This window comes from Mycolicibacterium sp. XJ662, from assembly GCF_053484035.1.
In genome coordinates this window covers 324,395-342,237 of record NZ_JBEFTL010000004.1, presented here as the reverse complement: position 1 = coordinate 342,237, position 17,843 = coordinate 324,395, and the positions used below count along the sequence as shown (strand labels likewise).

General features: G+C 66.3%; 17 protein-coding genes. 5 read left to right on the top strand and 12 right to left on the bottom strand.

The annotated features are described in order from the left end of the window. Positions 1-114: 114 nt before the first annotated feature. From ABQE93_RS15135 to ABQE93_RS15120, 4 genes are read left to right on the top strand one after another with little or no spacing between them, the layout of a single operon-like run. Complete coding sequence (locus ABQE93_RS15135) at positions 115-897, top strand: enoyl-CoA hydratase/isomerase family protein (RefSeq protein WP_448408200.1); 783 nt, start codon at positions 115-117, stop codon at positions 895-897. Further along, positions 894-1,796 (top strand): alpha/beta hydrolase, encoded by a 903-nt coding sequence (locus tag ABQE93_RS15130; RefSeq protein ID WP_448408202.1) that lies wholly within the window; start codon positions 894-896, stop codon positions 1,794-1,796. Before ABQE93_RS15135 ends, ABQE93_RS15130 begins: the two co-directional genes overlap by 4 nt. After that, positions 1,793-3,160, top strand: a complete 1,368-nt coding sequence (locus ABQE93_RS15125; protein ID WP_448408204.1) for a flavin-containing monooxygenase — start codon at positions 1,793-1,795, stop codon at positions 3,158-3,160. The genes ABQE93_RS15130 and ABQE93_RS15125 overlap by 4 nt, the downstream gene beginning before the upstream one ends. A 54-nt stretch (positions 3,161-3,214) precedes the next feature. Continuing rightward, positions 3,215-4,471 (top strand): PucR family transcriptional regulator, encoded by a 1,257-nt coding sequence (locus tag ABQE93_RS15120; RefSeq protein WP_448408205.1) that lies wholly within the window; start codon positions 3,215-3,217, stop codon positions 4,469-4,471. On the opposite strand, the gene ABQE93_RS15115 is transcribed toward ABQE93_RS15120, so the two are convergent. From ABQE93_RS15115 to ABQE93_RS15065, 11 genes are all read right to left on the bottom strand, one after another. Then, the gene (locus tag ABQE93_RS15115; RefSeq protein ID WP_448408206.1) at positions 4,465-6,018 is read right to left on the bottom strand and encodes an acyl-CoA synthetase; all 1,554 of its coding nucleotides are present in this window, start codon (positions 6,016-6,018) and stop codon (positions 4,465-4,467) included. The genes ABQE93_RS15120 and ABQE93_RS15115 overlap by 7 nt on opposite strands. Before the next feature lie 135 nt (positions 6,019-6,153). Further along, complete coding sequence (locus ABQE93_RS15110) at positions 6,154-7,311, bottom strand: TetR/AcrR family transcriptional regulator (protein ID WP_448408207.1); 1,158 nt, start codon at positions 7,309-7,311, stop codon at positions 6,154-6,156. 122 nt (positions 7,312-7,433) lie between these two features. Continuing rightward, complete coding sequence (locus ABQE93_RS15105; protein WP_448408209.1) at positions 7,434-8,192, bottom strand: enoyl-CoA hydratase/isomerase family protein; 759 nt, start codon at positions 8,190-8,192, stop codon at positions 7,434-7,436. A gap of 2 nt (positions 8,193-8,194) precedes the next feature. Then, entirely contained in the window at positions 8,195-9,025 is an 831-nt protein-coding gene (locus ABQE93_RS15100; protein ID WP_448408211.1) for an SDR family NAD(P)-dependent oxidoreductase, read from the bottom strand. 15 nt (positions 9,026-9,040) lie between these two features. Further along, positions 9,041-9,454 (bottom strand): MaoC/PaaZ C-terminal domain-containing protein, encoded by a 414-nt coding sequence (locus tag ABQE93_RS15095; protein WP_448408212.1) that lies wholly within the window; start codon positions 9,452-9,454, stop codon positions 9,041-9,043. Further along, positions 9,451-9,909: a MaoC family dehydratase N-terminal domain-containing protein gene (locus tag ABQE93_RS15090; RefSeq protein ID WP_448408213.1), complete on the bottom strand. Its 459-nt coding sequence runs from the start codon at positions 9,907-9,909 to the stop codon at positions 9,451-9,453. The genes ABQE93_RS15095 and ABQE93_RS15090 overlap by 4 nt, the downstream gene beginning before the upstream one ends. A gap of 1 nt (position 9,910) precedes the next feature. Further along, positions 9,911-11,095: a lipid-transfer protein gene (locus tag ABQE93_RS15085; RefSeq protein WP_448408215.1), complete on the bottom strand. Its 1,185-nt coding sequence runs from the start codon at positions 11,093-11,095 to the stop codon at positions 9,911-9,913. A gap of 179 nt (positions 11,096-11,274) precedes the next feature. Then, positions 11,275-12,627 carry a M16 family metallopeptidase gene (locus ABQE93_RS15080; protein WP_448408217.1) on the bottom strand — a complete coding sequence of 451 codons (1,353 nt, stop codon included), beginning with the start codon at positions 12,625-12,627 and terminating at the stop codon, positions 11,275-11,277. Continuing rightward, on the bottom strand, positions 12,605-14,875 hold the full coding sequence (locus ABQE93_RS15075) for a polyribonucleotide nucleotidyltransferase (protein ID WP_448408219.1): 2,271 nt from the start codon (positions 14,873-14,875) through the stop codon (positions 12,605-12,607). The genes ABQE93_RS15080 and ABQE93_RS15075 overlap by 23 nt, the downstream gene beginning before the upstream one ends. A 299-nt stretch (positions 14,876-15,174) precedes the next feature. Then, positions 15,175-15,444 carry a 30S ribosomal protein S15 gene (gene rpsO / locus ABQE93_RS15070; protein WP_448390980.1) on the bottom strand — a complete coding sequence of 90 codons (270 nt, stop codon included), beginning with the start codon at positions 15,442-15,444 and terminating at the stop codon, positions 15,175-15,177. 212 nt (positions 15,445-15,656) lie between these two features. Then, entirely contained in the window at positions 15,657-16,637 is a 981-nt protein-coding gene (locus ABQE93_RS15065; protein ID WP_448408220.1) for a bifunctional riboflavin kinase/FAD synthetase, read from the bottom strand. 80 nt (positions 16,638-16,717) lie between these two features. Between ABQE93_RS15065 and mntR the strand changes: the two genes are divergently transcribed. Continuing rightward, a complete protein-coding gene (mntR, locus tag ABQE93_RS15060; RefSeq protein WP_448408222.1) occupies positions 16,718-17,422 on the top strand; it encodes a manganese-binding transcriptional regulator MntR in 705 nt (234 codons plus the stop codon). On the opposite strand, the gene ABQE93_RS15055 is transcribed toward mntR, so the two are convergent. Then, positions 17,419-17,826: a DUF6632 domain-containing protein gene (locus tag ABQE93_RS15055; protein ID WP_448408223.1), complete on the bottom strand. Its 408-nt coding sequence runs from the start codon at positions 17,824-17,826 to the stop codon at positions 17,419-17,421. The two genes, mntR and ABQE93_RS15055, sit on opposite strands and share 4 nt — an antisense overlap. Between the last annotated feature and the right edge of the window lie 17 nt (positions 17,827-17,843).

The window sequence follows — 17,843 nt, the reverse complement described above, 5'->3', positions numbered from 1 at the left end:
GCGGGGCGCATATGGAAGACCAACAGCCAGGTTCGCGCAGGCTGCACAACACGGCTGTGGATCTCTGTGCAGGACGACATGGCCCATGCCCGCCGACGGCGCTTAGCTGCACTCATGGCCCCTGTCCGAATTGACCGCGACGGTCGTGTCGCGCACCTGGTGCTCGACCGCCCGGAGCGCCGCAACGCACTCGATGAGGAACTCGTCGGCGGGCTCGATGCGGCCGTGGCCGAACTGGAATCCGCCTCAGGTATCGGCTGCGTGGTGGTTCGCGGTGAGGGGCCCGGATTCAGTTCCGGAATCGATGCCTCCACGCTGGCGAAGCTCGCTACAGCCGAAGGGCTCCGGCGTATTCGCAGCGCTTTCGTCGCCGCCTACGACCGGCTCGAACGGCTGCCGTTACCGACGGTGGCGAGCGTGCACGGCTGGGCGATCGGTGCGGGATTCGAGTTGGCCTTGGCGTGCGATCTGCGGGTGGTCACCGCGGACGCCACGTTGGGTCTGCCGGAAACCCGGATGGGTGTGGTACCGGATGTCGGCGGCACCGGCCGGCTGGTGTCGCTGTTGGGCGCCGGCCGGGCCAAAGAACTCATCCTCACGTCGGCGATGATCGACGGAACGCGGGCCGGGCGACTCGGCATCGCCACCCGCGTGACATCGGCTGCCAAGCTGACGGCCGCCACATCCGCATTGACCGACGAACTCTTGGCGTGTTCCACCACCGCCAACGGGTTGGCCAAACGCATCATCGACCGGGCTGCCCGGCCGACGTGGGACGATACGCTCGACGATGAACTCGAAGCACAGCTGCTGTGCATCGATACTCCCGAGTTCGCCACCGCCTATCGCCGGTTCCTCGATGCACCGGGTTCCAACACTCCCCAGGCCCGGCGATGAAGCGGATCGAGCTCGAACTGCCCGTCGACGGAACTACGGTTGCGGCATGGCATTATGCCGCCGATGGCATCCATCGGCGCCCATGCGTGGTAATGGCGCACGGGTTCTGCGGAACCAGGGACGCGGGTCTGGTGGGTTTCGGCGAACGCTTCGCGGGTGCCGGCATCGATGCCCTGTGCTTCGACTACCGCGGCTTCGGCGCATCCGGCGGCCGCGCGCGCCAGGTCATCGACTTCGCCGGCCAACGTCGGGACTACCACGCCGCCGTCGCCGCGGCACGCGGGCTGCCGCACGTGGACGGTGTCGCGATCTGGGGCACGTCGCTGTCGGGTGGACACGTGTTCGCCGTGGCGGCCGAACGGCGTGACCTGGTCGCAGCGGTCGCGCTGACTCCGATCGTCGACGGGCTCGCGACCCTGCTGCGGATGCGCCGGGAGATCCCGCCGAGGGCGGCGGTGCGGCTCACCGCGGCCGCGGTGCGCGACGCGATCGGCGCCCGCACTGGGCGTTCGCCAGTGCTGCTGCCCGCCGTGGGACCGCCGGGCAGCGCGGCGATGCTCACCACCTCCGACGCGCTACCGGGGTACCTGGCGGCTGCCGCAGACGCGCCGCTGTGGCGCAACGAGTTCGCTGCGCGAATGCTGCTGGCCGTCCCCGGTTACCGGCCGGCCCGGCGCGCCGATCGCGTCAGCTGCCCGATGCTGGTGCAGATCGCTGCGGCCGACCGCAACGCCCCGGCCGATCTCGCCCGCGCCGCGGCCGAGCGCGCCCGCGCAGTGGTGCACGAGTACCCATCTGTCGGGCATTTCGACGTCTATGACCGTGGGCCGGCATTTGAAGCCGTTGTCGACCACCAGATCTCGTTTCTGTCATCGCTTGTGGAAAGGACCGCATCATGACCGCTGCCAAGCCGCCCACCCGCGCCTGCGTGATCGGAGCCGGATCGGCCGGACTGGCCGCGTGCGTCGGGCTGAAGGGTGCCGGGATCGATTTCGATTGTTATGAAAAGAGCGACCGGGTCGGCGGCCTGTGGGTCTTCGACAATCCCAGCGGTACCGCGGCCGCGTACCGCACGCTGAGCTCCAATGCTCCTAAAACGTATATGGGCTATCACGATTTCCCAATGGCCGACAACCTGCCTGCCTACCCCAGCCACTGGGACTTCGCCCTGTACTTCGACGACTATGCGCGACACTTCGGGATCCACCGACATATTCAGTTCCAGACCGAGGTGAGCAACGTGTCACCTGCGCCAGAAGGTGGCTTCTCGGTACGACTGGCCGACGGCCGCACCGAGAACTACGACGCCGTGCTGGTGGCAAACGGTCATCACTGGGACAGGCGCATGCCGGAGCCGATGTTCCCGGGAACATTCGACGGCATCCTGATGCACTCACGGGACTACCGTGATGCGGCGTTTCTCGCCGGTAAGCGCGTGGTAGTGGTCGGAATCGGCAACAGCGCAGTCGATATCGCGACCGAAGCTGCCCATATGGCCGACGAAACGTACCTTTCGGTTCGACGCGGCGCCCACATCATGCCGAAGTACGTCTTCGGGATGGCGCCGCCGAACTGGCTGCTGAACTCGGCCTCGCACAAACCCGGTCGGATGATGCTGGGAGCGTTGATGCGACTGGCTCATGGCCGCAGCCAAGACTGCGGGCTGCCGGTGCCCGATCACGCCTTCGGCGACGCTCACCCCACCATGTCGGCATCCGTCATGGACGAGTTACGGCTGGGCCGGATAACGCCCAAACCGCAGATCGCCGAACTACTCGGCGACCGTGTCCGGTTCGTCGACGGCTCGCTGGTGGAAGCCGACGTGATCGTGTGCGCCACCGGGTACAAGATCACGTTCCCGTTCTTCGACGAGTCCTACATTTGCGCCCCCGACAACCAGATCGCGTTGTATCAACGCGTGGTGCATCCGGACCGGCCCGGCATCTTCTTCGTCGGCCTCTGCCAACCGCTCGGAGCCATTCAGCCCTTGGCTGAACTGCAGGGCAAGTGGATCGGCGAACTACTGGCTGGGCGCTGCGCGCTGCCAGACCGTGATGAGATGAACCGGGCGATCGACGCCGATCAACGTTGGCTCGCTAAGCGCTTCGTCGCTTCCACCCGCCATACGGTTCAGGTGGATCACAACCACTACCTCAAGACGTTGCGACGCGAGATGCGGGCCGGACGACGTCGGGCACGTCGGCTCGGCTCGGACAGCACCGGTTCGGCACCCCGCCCGCCCGGATTGGTGCCCGTACGGTGACCGGCGCGACAAAGGCTCGCCCGCCCCGATACCGTGACCGGTAGCATCGTCTCGGTGGTCGATCCGCTCACCGCCCATGACGCGATCATCGAGTGTGCGCATGATCTGGGTGCGCGGCTTGACGATGTCGCCGTGACACTCAGCGAGCAGCTCGCCGGGTCGGTTCCTGAGTTCTTCGAGGACGACGATCTGGTGCGTGACGTCGAGGCCAGTGCGTATGGCAATGTCGCCGCGATGCTTTCGGTGTTCCGTTCGGAGAACGTGGCAGAAGAGGTGGCGATCCGCCCGGAAGTCATTGCGTTCGCCTCCACCGTCGCGCGTCGCCAATTGCCGCTCGAATCCCTGATCCAGTCCTACCGGGTCGGCCAGACCCTGTTCTCCCGGCTCTGGATGGACGTTCTCGCCGAACGGCTCACCGAACAGGACGTTTTCATCGAAGCGATCCACCGCAGCTTCGATCAGCTGAACGTGTATCTCGACCGCGTTGTCACACAGTTGGTCTCCGATTACGAACGGGAACGTGATCGTTGGTTGCGGGGAGCGGCGGCGCGGCGCGCCGCACTGGTCGAGCGGCTGCTGCGCGGCGATCGGATACCCGTCGACCACGCCAGCCATCAACTCGATCACGACCTGCGGGCACCACAGACCGCCCTGATCGCGTGGATGCCGTCACACGGTGAGGTCGAGCAGCAACTCGCGGCGCTGGACGTGTGCCTCACTTCGATCATGTCCGCGGCCGGTGCATCGCGGATGCTGATGCTGCCCGTGGGCACCTGCGCCATGTGGGCGTGGATCGCCGGCGAACTGGACCTCGATCGGCTTGCCGCCGGGGCAGACAAGCTGCCACATCCCGACGTGCTGATCGCGGTCGGTCAGACCGCGCACAGCGACGACGCCTTCCGGATCAGCCACGAACAGGCATTGCGCACGCGCCGCGTCGCGTCCCGGATGCCGGCACCCCCGCGAGTCACGTTGCACGCCGACGTCGCGACGGTCGCACTGCTCGCCGACGATCAAGATGAGGCCCGCCGGTTCGTGGCCAGGACGCTCGGCGAACTTGCGGCTCGGACGAGCACCGCCGAGCAGTTGCGGGAAACCCTTTGGGTGTTCTTGCAGGAGGGCGGAAACACCCGCCGGGCCAGCGAACGACTGTTCATGCACCGCAATACCGTGCTGTACCGGTTGCAGCGGATCGAGGCGCTCTTGGGCCATCCGCTGGAAGCTCGACGACTCGATGTCGAGGTTGCCTTGCTGCTCACCACGACATTCGGCGATGAAATGCTGCCGCCCGATCCGCCGGGCGGCTACTGAACCTGGACATCGTGCCCTGCCCAATACCGTTTGCGCAGCTCACGTTTGAGGACTTTTCCGGCTCCGGAGACGGGCAGCGCGTCGACGAACTCGACGCTGCGCGGCGCCTTGTATCCGGCGATGTGGCGCTTGGCGTGTTCGCGGATTTCGTCGCCCGACGTGCGCACGCCGGGTTGCAGCACGATCACAGCGTGGACCCGTTCACCCCAACCCGGGTCGGGCACGCCGATGACCGCGCACTGCGCCACCGCCGGATTGTGTGCGACGGCGTCTTCCACCTCGACCGAGTACACGTTCTCGCCGCCTGTGACGATCATGTCCTTCATTCGGTCCACAATGAACACGTAGCCCTCACCATCCATGTATCCCCCGTCGCCGGTGCGCATCCAGCCGTCACGCAGTGCTGCGGCCGTCTGATCGGGTTTGTTCCAGTAGCCGATCATCACATTGCCGCCGCGCACGACGATTTCACCGACCGTGCCCAGCGGCACTTCCGTGCCTTCGTCATCGACGATGCGCACCTCACAGTTGGGCACCGCGCGGCCGGCCGAACGCAGCAGGCGTCTGTCGGTGTGGTCACCGGGTCCCAGCATCGTCGCGATCGGCGCCAGCTCTGTCATACCGTAGGCCTGGGTGAACGAAGTCTGGGGCAGCGCGGCCGCGGCGCGTTCGAGCAATGCCTGCGGAATCGGCGAGGCACCATACAAAATGGCGCGCAGGCTCGACAGATCGTAGGTACCAAGGTCGGGATGATCGATGAGCGCCTGCAGCATGGTCGGTACCAGCGCGACATCGGTGACGCGCCGGTTCTCGATGGCGGCCAACACCGTGGCCGGGTCAAAGCGCGGGACCATCACATGCGTTCCGCCGAGCAGTGTGGCCGCGCCCCAGGCCGCGAGGTCGGCGAGGTGAAACATCGGCGCGGCATGCAGGTAACGGGTCTCGCGCTGGGGTTCGAACAGATAGCCGGAGGCCACGGCGCCCAGCCAGGAGGTCACCATCGCGGCGTGTGACAGCATCACTCCCTTGGGGTCTCCGGTGGTCCCGCCCGTGTAGAACAGTCCCGCCAGCGCGTCGCCGCCTCGCCGGACATCGGATGTGGCCTGCGCATTGGCGATCAGCTGCTCGTAATCCACCGCATCATCGGGCAGTGGGCCGTCACCGGTGTAGACGACCGCCGGCATCTGCTCGCAGGTCCTTCGGATCTCGGCAAGCATGTCGCGGTGCGCCTCGTCCACGATCAGCACCACAGCGCCGGAATCGCGCAGGGCGTAGCTGATTTCGCTGGCGCTCCATCGGATGTTCAATGGGGCGAGCACGGCATCGGCCCACGGCACCGCGAGCAGGTATTCGTGGTAGCGATCCGAGTTCATCGACAGCATGGCGACTCGATCACCGGTACCCACGCCCACGCTGCGAAGCCCACCGGCCAGTCTGGCCACCCGCTCCGCAACGGTACGAAACGTCTGCTCGCGCCCGCCACAGATCGTCATGACCGCATCAGGGGTTTGTTGCACCCCTCGATGCAATCCTTGGGTCAGGTACATTGCTTGGCCTTCCAGCCGATGGCTCCGGGTTCACCGTTGAGCATAGGAGTCCGGCGAAGCCGCAAAAGCCCAAAGTTGCAACCTGCCAGCGAATCTCGAATAGTTTGGTCAGCGGCACAACCGGTTCGACGGTGGTCAGCCGAGACCGAGCACCGCGGCGCTGACCGTACTGGCGGCGGTTTCGATGTTGGCGAAGACGCGCAGGTGCGGTGTGGCCGCCACGTCGTTGATCACCCCGAGTGCCGCGTGCACCCGGATCCGGCACTGGATCGGGTCCCACCCCGGTTGGATTTGACGCAGCATGTGCACCCACTCGGCGATGTATTCGTGCTGCGCCGCACGGGCCCGGTGTTGTTCGTCGGCCGGAAGCTGACCTACCTCCGAAATGAGCAGGGCAATGGCCTCAGGAGTTTCGAAGACGTAGTCGGCGTAGCCGGCCAGCAATCGCTCCAGCGCATCGCGTGGGCCGGCCGCCCGCGCGACCTGTCGACGCATATCCGCGTGCAGCAGTTCGCGTCCCCGCGTTATCGCCGTCGCGAGGATGTCTTCCTTGGCGGCAAAATGGTTGTAGACGCTGGGCCCGGCGATGCCGACGCTGGCCCCGATGTCGTCGACGCCGACGCTGGCAAAACCATTGCGCGCAAACAGCTTCATCGCCGCGTTCAGTATCTCTTCGCGCCGGCTCGGTGACCAGGCGTCTGCGCCGTCACCGGTCCGCTCGGGCGCGTGCTGCAACCGGGGCACGATCACCCGAACCACCGACTGCATCATCTCCGTCATCAACCGCGCGAACCGATCCGTCGGCAGACTCAGGCTGTGGAAGGACACGCTGGTGGCCACCGCCAGAATGCTCCATGCGAGCAGGTCGGCGACCCTGTCGTCGACGCCGCGACGTTGCCGCGCCACCAGTTGCGCCAGCCGGGTCCCGATATCGCGTAACCGGTGCCGCAGCGCGGCGTTGGCCTCAGGCGACAGGTGGCGGGCCTCAGCGTGCCAGAGGGCCCCGATAGCGCGGTGCTCCAACATGGTTTCGGCAATTGCGGCAATCGGCTCGGTGGCCGGATCGGCCAGCAGGCGGTCCAGGAGCGCATCAACCACGCCGAGCGCATCCGCCACGACGGCGTAAAGCAGATCCTCTTTGTTGGAGAAATGCCGATACAGGGCCGACGGTCCGATCGCGACCCTTTCGGCGATCTCCCTCATCGACACTTGTGCATACCCGTTGCGGTAGAACAGGTCTGTGGCCGCAACGATGATGAGGCGGCGACGATTGGCCGGGCGGGTGCCCCGCACAGGAGGATCCGCCGGTGGTCCGTCCGGCCCTGTCACCATTTACCTACCTCGTCATTGGGCTGGCACCCCTTGGCGCACCGCGGCCGATCGTATCCGGTGCGCGCGCCGTCGACCCGTACCAGTCACGAGCCGGTCGCAAACCGCCTGATCTTCTCGACGGCGCCGCGGTCGCGTAGGGCGAGCGACTGGGCGCGTGTCTCGGCGAGCAACTGATCGGCAAGGTTCGATGCCACGGCGTTGTCGATCAGCTCGCGGGTTGCCACGACGGGATAGCGGTTTCGGGCCAGATCACCGGCGAGCGTATAGACCTGGTTCAGGACTTCATCGTCGGGTACGCACCGCCAGATCAACCCCCACCGCTCAGCCTGTTCAGCATCGATTCGACCGCCGGTCAACGACATGCCGAGCGCCCGGGCCCGGCCCACCAGCCGGGGCAGGATCCAGGTCGAACCGGCGTCGGGCACGATGCCCAGGGAATGCACCTGCGGGACCAGAAAGTACGCCGATTGCGCGGCGATCGTGATGTCGGCGAGCAGGGCCAGCCCAACGCCGCCGCCTGCACACGGTCCGTTCACGGCGGCCAGTACTGGTACGGGTGCATCGCGGATGGCACGACACATCGGGTTCAGGCTCGCTGACATCCCGCGCTCTACGGTTGCCGAGAGCTCACCGGCATCGGCGTCCAGATCGATCAGGTCCATTCCGGCCGAGAACCCTCGGCCCGCGCCGGTGATCACCAACGCGCCCACCTCGCCGCTGGCCGTGAGGTCGCCTACGGCGGTGCGGATCTCGTCCATGACCGTCCACGTCAACGCGTTGAGTCGGTGCGGTCGCTGCAACGTGATTGTGGCGATGCCGCCGTGAATACCGGTGTGCACCACGGTCAGATGTTGAACCCACCCGCGCAGACCAACGTCTGCCCGCTGACGTAGTCGGACTCAGGTGTGCACAGCAGGTAGACCGCGCCGGCGGCCTCTTCCGGGCTGCCGCTGCGGCCCAGGGGGATCGACTGCTCCATCACGGCCAGCAGATCCGGATTGACCCCGACCTTGATCGTCCGGCCTGCGACGTCGATGCTGCCGTCACCGTGGGCAGGCGTATCGGTGAGCCTGGTCCGGATCAGCCCGAACGCAACGGTGTTCACCGTGACGTTGTAGCGGCCCCACTCCTTGGCGATGGTCTTGGTCAGGCCGGTGACGCCGGCTTTGGCGGCGGCATAGTTGGCCTGCCCGGGATTGCCGCCCAGACCAGCGACCGAGGAGATATTGACGACTTTGCGGCAGGGCACCGCGATACGTTCCGCCTTCGCGGATTTCACGAGTTGCGAGATCACGGGCTGGGCAGCCCGCAGAATCCGGAACGGCGCCTTCAGATGAACGTCGAGGACGGCGTCCCACTGTTCGTCGGTCATCTTCTGAATAACCGAATCCCAGGTGTAGCCCGCGTTGTTGATGATGATGTCCAGGCCGCCGAAAGCGTCCACCGCGGCGTTGACGAACGTCTCGGCGAAACCGTCGTCGGTGACGCTGCCTGGCACCGGCACAGCCCTACCGCCTATGCGCTCGATCGCGCGGACGGTCTCGGCGGCGGGGCCTTCATCGAGGTCGTTGACAACGACGGCGGCACCCTCGGTCGCCAGCTTCAGTGCGATGCAATTGCCGATGCCGCGACCGGCTCCGGAGACGATCGCGACCTTGCCGCTCAGGGTTCCCAATTTGTGCTCCTATTCTCAGATCGCCACAACGGCGTCGCCGGAAAGAGTCTCGGTGCCATCGGTCAGCGTGACCGACAGCGCAAGGGTGAGACGGCGTTCCCCGTCGACCATGTCGACGGAAACGACGCGTCCGCGGGCGGTCGGCTCGGCGTTTACCGGCGTGATCGCGCAGAACCGGACGCCGTAGGACCGGATGGCTGCCGGCTCTACCCAGCCGGTCAGCAGCCGGGCCAGATAGGCCATCGACAGCATGCCGTGGGCGAAAACGTCCAGCAGGCCCGCCGACTTCGCGACGTCGATGTCGATGTGCATCGGGTTGTGGTCGCCGGAGGCCCCGGCGAACAAGGCCAGCGTCGTCCGGCTGACAGCTCCCAGTTTCAACGCAGGAAGTTCGGCACCGACCTGAGGAACGAACGTTTCGACCGTCATTTCATGACCTCCGGATTCTGAACGACCAGAACAGATTTGAGGTCTGCTACCGTGCTGCCGTCGTGACGGACGACGGTGGTGTCCTTGACCACGAACTCCAGGGCACCACCTTTCTTGCTGTAGACGTCGACGATCTTCGGCCTGGCCGAAACGACGTCCCCGGCGTAGGCGAGCGAGTGGTAGATGAACCGCTGTTCGCCGTGCAGCACGCGGCGAAGGTCGATTCCCAGCTCGCTGACCCAGTCGAACGGGTCGGGCCGCTCGAGCTCGATCGCGAACAGAAACGTCGGTGGCACCGGAAGCGCGGGATGCCCGGCGGCCTTTGCCGCCTGTTCATCGATGTAGATCGGGTTGGTTTCGCCGATCGCCTTGGCGAAGAACTTCAGCCGTCCGGCGTCGAGAGCCAGTTCGGTTGGGGGCAGTTCAGTGCCGGACGCGGCCGGGTCGACGGCCATGTCAGCTCACCTTCTCGTACAGGCTCACGACGGCCGCGCCACCCAGACCGATGTTGTGTTGCAACGCAAGTCCGACTCCGTCGACCTGCCGTGCGCCTGCCGTTCCACGCAACTGCCACACCAACTCCGCGCACTGCGCCAGCCCGGTGGCACCCAGCGGGTGCCCCTTGGACAGCAGTCCTCCGGACGGGTTGGTGACGACCCGGCCGCCATAGGTGTTGTCGCCGTCGGCGATGAACTTCTCGGCGGTGCCCTCCGGGGTGAGGCCAAGGGCCTCATAGCTGAGCAGTTCGTTGGTAGTGAAGCAGTCATGCAATTCGACCACCCCGATGTCCTCGGGTCCGACGCCGGCCGCGTCGTATACCTGCTGCGCCGCGGCTTTGGTCATGTCGTAGCCGACGATCTTGATCATCGACCGTTCCGCGAAGCTCGAGTCTGAATCGGTGCTCATCGCCTGGGCCCGCACTGCGACCGTGGCGGCGATGCCGTACTTCTTCGCATGGCTCTCACTCACCAGAACCGCTGCGGCGGCACCGCATGTCGGCGGACAGCACTGCAGACGGGTCAGCGGACCGTAGATCATCGGTGCGGCCAGCACCTCCTCGACCGTGACCGGGTCGCGAAACACGGCGTACGGGTTGTGCGCCGCGTGCTTGCGCGCCTTGACCGCTATTCGGGCGAAAACCTCCGCGTCCATGCCGTGTCGCTGACAGTACTCTCGGCCGGCGCCGCCGAAATACTGTGCGGCGAAGGGGGCATCGCTTTCACCTTGGATTTCGTGCACGACCTCGGAAAAGCTGTCGAACGGTGTCGGCCTGTCGGTGTAGGCCATCTCCAGCGCGCCGTGGCGCATCTGCTCGAACCCCAGCGCGAGGACGACATCGGCGACGCCATGTTCGATGGCTTGACGTGCCAGGAACAAAGCCGAGGAACCAGTGGCGCAGTTGTTGTTGACGTTGACGACGGGAATACCGGTGGTGCCCAACCGGTACAGCGCGGCTTGTCCCGATGTCGAGTCGCCGTAGACGTACCCGACGTAGGCTTGCTGGACCGCTTGGTAGGCAACTCCCGCGTCGGCCAACGCCGCGCGGGTGGCCTGTTCTGCCATCACATCGTAGGTATCGGTGGTGCGCGGTGTGCGAAACGGGATCATCCCGACGCCGCCGACAAGTACGCGATTTCCCATCAAGGCTCCTGACCGTGGATCTTCCCCGGAGAGGCTAGCGGTAATTCACTTAGTCGGCAACATGCGTCAATTATCCAGTAGCTACGGGGTAATTTGGGGAGGCGGAATACTCTGGTCGATACACGGCTATACCAAATTCACTTCCAGCGCGACGTCGGAGAAGGGGCGAGTTGGCTGGGTCAGCCTGCGATCGCCCGAAGTGGCTGGGGTAGAGAGCTTTTCGACGGTTGCGGGCCCAGCACGGCGGCGCCGTAGGGCCTGGTCAGCAAGCGGTGTGCCACCGCGTTCACCTCGTCGAGGGTCACGGCGTCGATCTTGGCGAGGGTGTGCTCGATGGTGCGGTGTTCGCCGAAGTTCAACTCGCTGCGGCCGATACGATTCATCCGCGAACCCGAGTCCTCCAGCCCCAGCACCAGTCCGCCCCGCAGCGAGCCCTTCGAGATACGGCACTCCGCTTCGGTGAGGCCGTCGCGCGCCACGCTCGCCAGCACGTCGGTGGTCACCGTGACCACATCGTCGAAACGCTCAGGTGAGCATGCGGTGTAGATGGACAGCGCACCGCTGTCGGAGAAGGTGTCGACGGTCGAGTACACCGAGTACGCGAGCCCGCGGGCCTCCCGAATCTCCTGGAACAGCCGCGAACTGAGGCCGCCGCCGAGCGCGTTGTTGAGCACCGCCAGCGCCCAGCGGTGCTCCCAGTGACGTCCCGGTGTCCGCACGCCCAGCGACAAATGGGTCTGCTCGGAGTCACGGTTGACCAGTTGCAGGCTCGGCTGCCCGCCCACCCGGCCGGTGCCCTTGCGCGGCGGTGTCGGTTTGCGCCCGGAGATCAGCCGCGGCCCGAAGTACTCCCGTACCAGCGCGACGACGTCGTCGTGGTCGACGTTTCCGGCGACCGCGACCACCATGCGTTGCGGGGTGTAGCGGCGCACGTGGAACGAGTGCAGCTGCGCGCGGGTCATCGCCGAGACGGAATCCACGCTGCCGATGACCGGGCGTCCGACCGGATGCGCACCGAACATCGCCGCGAGGAACACATCGCCGAGCGTGTCTTCCGGGTCGTCGTCGCGCATCGCGATCTCCTCGAGCACCACGTCGCGTTCGACCTCGACGTCGTCGTGCGTGCAGCGGCCGCGCAGCACCACATCGGCGACCAGGTCCACGGCCAACTCCAGGTCGGTGTTGAGCACGTGCGCGTAATAGCAGGTGTGCTCGCGGGCGGTGAAGGCGTTCAGCTCGCCCCCGACGGCGTCCATGGCCTGGGCGATGTCCACCGCCGTGCGCGTCGGCGTCGACTTGAACAGCAGGTGCTCCAGGAAGTGCGCGGCGCCGGCGACGGTCGGTCCCTCGTCTCGGGAGCCGACGTCGACCCACACCCCGACCGATGCTGAATGCACCGACGGGAGGTACTCGGTGACCACCCGCAGGCCGCCCGGCAACAGCGTGCGGCGCACCGTGCAGAGGTCCCGGGCCGATGACTGCGCGTCATCTCCGGCGCGGCGCAACGCCCTAGCTGCTGCCTGTGGCGGCATCTGCTGACGCGGTCTCCGAGTCGGAATCAGCCGATGCGTCGTCGTCGACGAGGATCAGCGAGATCTTGCCGCGGTTGTCGATGTCGGCGATCTCCACGCGCAGCTTGTCGCCGACCTTGACGACATCTTCGACCTTGCCGATGCGCTTACCGCGACCGAGCTTGGAGATGTGCACCAACCCGTCACGGCCCGGCAACAAGGAAACGAACGCGCCGAAGTCGGTTGTCTTGACGACAGTTCCGAGGAAACGCTCGTTGATCTTGGGCAGCTGCGGGTTGGCGATCGCGTTGATCTTGTCGATCGCGGCCTGCGCCGACGGGCCGTCGGTGGCCCCGACGAACACGGTGCCGTCGTCTTCGATGGAGATCTGCGCACCGGTGTCCTCGGTGATCTGGTTGATGACCTTGCCCTTGGGCCCGATCACCTCGCCGATCTTGTCCACCGGCACCTTGATCGTGGTGATCCGCGGCGCGTACGGGCTCATCTCGTCGGGCCCGTCGATCGCCTCGTTCATCACCTCGAGGATGGTCAGCCGCGCGTCCTTGGCCTGCGCCAGCGCACCGGCGAGCACCTGCGACGGGATGCCGTCGAGCTTGGTGTCGAGTTGCAGCGCGGTGACGAACTCCTTGGTGCCTGCCACCTTGAAGTCCATGTCGCCGAACGCGTCCTCGGCGCCGAGGATGTCGGTCAGCGCGACGAAGCGGCGTTCGACTTTGCCGTCGACCTCGATGTCGTCGGACACCAGGCCCATCGCGATGCCGGCGACCGGCGCCTTCAGCGGCACACCGGCGTTGAGCAGCGCCAGCGTCGACGCGCACACCGACCCCATCGACGTGGAGCCGTTGGAGCTCAACGCCTCTGAAACCTGGCGGATCGAGTACGGGAACTCCTCGATGCTGGGCAGCACCGGCATCAGCGCCCGCTCGGCCAGCGCGCCGTGGCCGATCTCGCGGCGCTTGGGCGAGCCGACGCGGCCGGTCTCACCGGTCGAGTACGGCGGGAAGTTGTAGTGGTGCATGTAGCGCTTGCTGGTTTCGGGTCCCAGCGAGTCGATCTGCTGGGCCATCTTCATCATGTCCAGCGTGGTGATGCCCAGGATCTGCGTCTCACCGCGCTCGAACAGCGCGCTGCCGTGCGCGCGGGGCACCACGGCCACCTCGGCGCTCAACGCGCGGATATCGGAGATGCCGCGGCCGTCGATACGGAAGTGGTCGGTCAGAATCCGTTGGCGCACAAGCTTCTTGGTCAGCGACCGGAACGCCGCGCCGATCTCCTTCTCGCGGCCGGCGTACTGTTCGGCCAGCCGCTCGAGCACCTCGACCTTGATCTCGTCGGTGCGGTCGTTGCGCTCCTGCTTACCGGGGATGGTCAGCGCTTCGGCGAGCGCGTCGTTGGCCACCGAAGCGACCGCGTAGTAGACGTCGTCCTCGTACTCGGGGAACACCGGGTATTCAGCGACCGGCTTGGCGGCGCGTTCGGCCAGCTCCTGCTGGGCGCGCACCAGCGTACTGATGAACGGTTTGGCGGCCTCGAGCCCTTCGGCGACAACGGTTTCCGTCGGCGCCTGCGCGCCGCCCTCGACGAGCTCGATGACGTTGTCGGTGGCTTCGGCTTCGACCATCATGATCGCGACCTCGTCGTCCTGCCCGTCGCCACCGGCGACGACGCGGCCGGCGACGACCATGTCGAACACCGCACGCTCGAGTTGCTCGACGGACGGGAACGCCACCCAGGTGCCGTCGATCAGCGCCACCCGCACAGCGCCGATGGGGCCGGAGAACGGCAGCCCGGCCAGCTGGGTGGAGATCGATGCGGCGTTGATCGCCACGACGTCGTAGAGCTGGTTGGGGTCCAGCGACATCACCGTGACGACGACCTGGATCTCGTTGCGCAGACCGTCGACGAACGACGGCCGCAGCGGACGGTCGATCAGCCGGCAGGTCAGGATCGCGTCGGTGGACGGACGGCCCTCGCGGCGGAAGAACGAGCCGGGGATGCGGCCGGCGGCATACATGCGCTCTTCGACGTCGACGGTCAGCGGGAAGAAGTCGAAGTGGTCCTTCGGGTTCTTGCTGGCGCTGGTCGCCGACAGCAGCATGGTCTCGTCGTCGAGGTAGGCGACGGCGGAGCCGGCGGCCTGCTGGGCCAGCCGACCGGTTTCAAAACGGATAGTGCGGGTGCCGAAGCTCCCGTTGTCGATCACGGCGGTGGATTCGAATACGCCGTCTTCGATTTCAACTACAGACATATGCGTCCGTATGGCCTCTCTGGATTTGTTTTCTGCTGTTTCGCGTCGTCACAGCGTAAGAACCACCGGCCTGGATGCGGCTACGGCCATCGATCGAAGCTGCCGGTTCGGTCCCGGAAGGGGAAACCCGGCAGCCACTACCGAAGACCGCCCGATCTAGGCGGGTTCCCGATATGACGCGCGGGAGCGGTTCTTGCGGAACTGCGAAAACCGCACCCGGACGTTCGAGCCGGAATGGCTGGTGAACTCATCCATCGTACATTGCAGCAGGTACGGCACCGACCCCACTGCAGACGACGTCAGCGCCGCAGGCCCAGACGTTCGATCAACGAGCGGTAGCGTTCCACGTCGACCTGTGCGACGTACTTGAGCAGCCGGCGCCTGCGGCCGACCAGCAGCAGCAGCCCGCGCCGCGAGTGGTGGTCGTGCTTGTGCACCTTCAGGTGCTCGGTCAGGTCGATAATCCGCTTGGTCAGCAGCGCGACCTGGGCCTCCGGCGAGCCGGTGTCGGTCTCATGCAGGCCGTAGGAGGCCAGGATTTCTTTCTTCTCTTCGGCGGTGAGCGCCACGAAGTAACTCCAATTCATCGGTCCGCGACAAAATTTCTGACGGGTGGCCACCGCGAACTGCAGCACACGCCGGGTCGGCAGGCAGTCTAGCAGCGCGTGGGTGCACCGGCGAAATTTGCTCGCGAAACGTACAACAGGGCTGCTATCAGCGCCAGATCACGACCCTGGTGTACATCTCGCGACGCAAAAGTGGGTGCGACAGCGACACGCGCTCAGTGCGCCAGTATCGACCGCGCCCGCTCGGTGTCGGCGCCCATCGCCTCGACCAGGTCGTCGACGTCGGCGAACTTCTCCTGCCCGCGGATGCGTGCGACGAAGTCCAGGGCGACGTGCTGGCCGTACAGATCGGCCTCGGTGTCGAGGACGAACGCCTCCACCGTGCGGGTGCGCCCGGAGAACGTCGGGTTGGTGCCCACCGACACCGCGGCCTGATAGCGCTCCCCCGGAACGACCGAGCCAGCGATCGGGCCGTAGCCCAGGACGGTGAACCACGCCGCGTACACCCCGTCGGCGGGGATCGCCGCATACATCGGCGGCGCGACGTTGGCCGTCGGAAAGCCGAGCACCTTGCCGCGGCCGTCGCCCCGGACCACCACCCCCTCGACGCGGTGCGGCCTGCCGAGCGCCTCGGCGGCCGCCACCACGTCGCCGGCGTCCACACAGGACCGGATGTAGGTCGACGAGTACGTGACGGCCTCGTCGTGGGAGTGTTCGGTCACCTCGGAGACCAGCGACATGCTCTCGACGGAAAAACCGAACCGTTCGCCGGCCTTACGCAGCAGCTCGACGTTGCCCGCGGCCTTCTTGCCGAACGTGAAGTTCTCCCCCACCACGACCTCGACGACATGCAGGCGTTCGACGAGCAGTTCGTGGACGTAGCGCTCCGGCGTCAGCTTCATGAAGTCGGCGGTGAACGGCATCACCAGGAACACGTCGACGCCGAGTTCCTCGACCAGCTCGGCGCGCCGGGTCAGCGTGGTCAGCTGGGCGGGATGGCTGCCGGGGAACACGACCTCCATCGGATGGGGATCGAACGTCATCACCACCGTCGGCACGCCGCGGGCGCGGCCGGCCTTCACGGCCCGGCTGATCAGCTCCTGGTGACCGCGATGCACACCGTCGAACACACCGATCGTGATGACGCATCGGCCCCAATCGGTGGGGATCTCCTCCTGTCCGCGCCAGCGCTGCACAGTGGCAAGCCTACGGCGCGGCGCGCGGCCCGGCTCCGCGAGATCCCCCGTTTAGGTGATGATTGCCTAAACTTTGAGCTGTGAGCGTTGCCGGCGATGCGCAAGACCTGACGACGGTTGCCCAGGACTACCTGAAAGTCATCTGGACCGTCCAGGAGTGGTCGCTGGAAAAGGTCAGCACCAAGGTGTTGGCCGAGCGGATCGGGGTGTCGGCCAGCACCGCCTCGGAGTCCATCCGCAAGCTGGCCGATCAGGGGCTGGTCAACCACGAGAAGTACGGCGGGGTGACGTTGACCGACTCCGGCCGGGCCGCCGCGCTGGCGATGGTGCGCAGGCACCGGCTGATGGAGACCTTCCTAGTGCGCGAACTCGGCTACAGCTGGGACGAGGTGCACGACGAGGCCGAGGTGCTCGAGCATGCGGTCTCGGACCGGATGCTCGACCGCATCGACGCCAAGCTCGGCTATCCCACCCGCGACCCGCACGGCGACCCGATTCCCGCTCCCGACGGCCGGGTGCCCACGCCGGATGCGCGGCAGCTGTCGGAGTGCAGCGACGGTGACACCGGCACGATCGCGCGGATCTCCGACGCCGACCCCGAAATGCTGCGGTACTTCGACAGCGTGGGCATCGCGCTGGACTCGCGGTTGCAGGTGCTGGCCCGCCGCGACTTCGCGGGCATGATCTCGGTGGCGGTCAAGTCCGCCGACGCCGCCGAGAACGATCCGGGCGCCACAGTGGAGCTGGGCAGCCCTGCCGCAGAAGCGATCTGGGTGATCGGCTAGCCGGGACTCAGGGCTGCGGGCTCGGACCGGGTGAGCCCGGACGCCCGCATCAGCACCGCGACGACGATGGCCGCCACCAACAGGGCGGGCACGTCGCCGACCAGATGGCCCATCTGGTGCTCGCTGGTAAACGACTGCACCGCCATGATCACCGCGTGCACGACGCTGGACCACACGGCGAACCAGATCAGGCTCAGATGCGCGCGGGGGTCACGCGCCGCGTAGATCAGAAAAACGCCCAGCGTCGCGTAGAGCCCGACGATCATCATGAAGTAGTCGGAGTGATGCGGTGGCCCGGCATGCCAGGCCCACCCCGAGGGCCACACCGCGGCCAGCGGATACAGGCAGATGGCGACGACGCCGAACACGGCGAGGACGATCTGGAGAGCTTTGTACGGAGACATGTTGTGGCTCCCATCTG

What these genes read in the sequence shown, in the direction of transcription:
- ABQE93_RS15135 (WP_448408200.1), top strand. Translation starts at nt 115, where the DNA reads ATGGCCCCTGTCCGAATTGACCGCGACGGTCGTGTCGCGCACCTGGTG.
- ABQE93_RS15130 (WP_448408202.1), top strand. Translation starts at nt 894, where the DNA reads ATGAAGCGGATCGAGCTCGAACTGCCCGTCGACGGAACTACGGTTGCG.
- ABQE93_RS15125 (WP_448408204.1), top strand. Translation starts at nt 1,793, where the DNA reads ATGACCGCTGCCAAGCCGCCCACCCGCGCCTGCGTGATCGGAGCCGGA.
- ABQE93_RS15115 (WP_448408206.1), bottom strand. Translation starts at nt 6,018, where the DNA reads ATGTACCTGACCCAAGGATTGCATCGAGGGGTGCAACAAACCCCTGAT.
- ABQE93_RS15095 (WP_448408212.1), bottom strand. Translation starts at nt 9,454, where the DNA reads ATGACGGTCGAAACGTTCGTTCCTCAGGTCGGTGCCGAACTTCCTGCG.
- ABQE93_RS15090 (WP_448408213.1), bottom strand. Translation starts at nt 9,909, where the DNA reads ATGGCCGTCGACCCGGCCGCGTCCGGCACTGAACTGCCCCCAACCGAA.
- ABQE93_RS15085 (WP_448408215.1), bottom strand. Translation starts at nt 11,095, where the DNA reads ATGGGAAATCGCGTACTTGTCGGCGGCGTCGGGATGATCCCGTTTCGC.
- ABQE93_RS15080 (WP_448408217.1), bottom strand. Translation starts at nt 12,627, where the DNA reads ATGCCGCCACAGGCAGCAGCTAGGGCGTTGCGCCGCGCCGGAGATGAC.
- ABQE93_RS15075 (WP_448408219.1), bottom strand. Translation starts at nt 14,875, where the DNA reads ATGTCTGTAGTTGAAATCGAAGACGGCGTATTCGAATCCACCGCCGTG.
- ABQE93_RS15055 (WP_448408223.1), bottom strand. Translation starts at nt 17,826, where the DNA reads ATGTCTCCGTACAAAGCTCTCCAGATCGTCCTCGCCGTGTTCGGCGTC.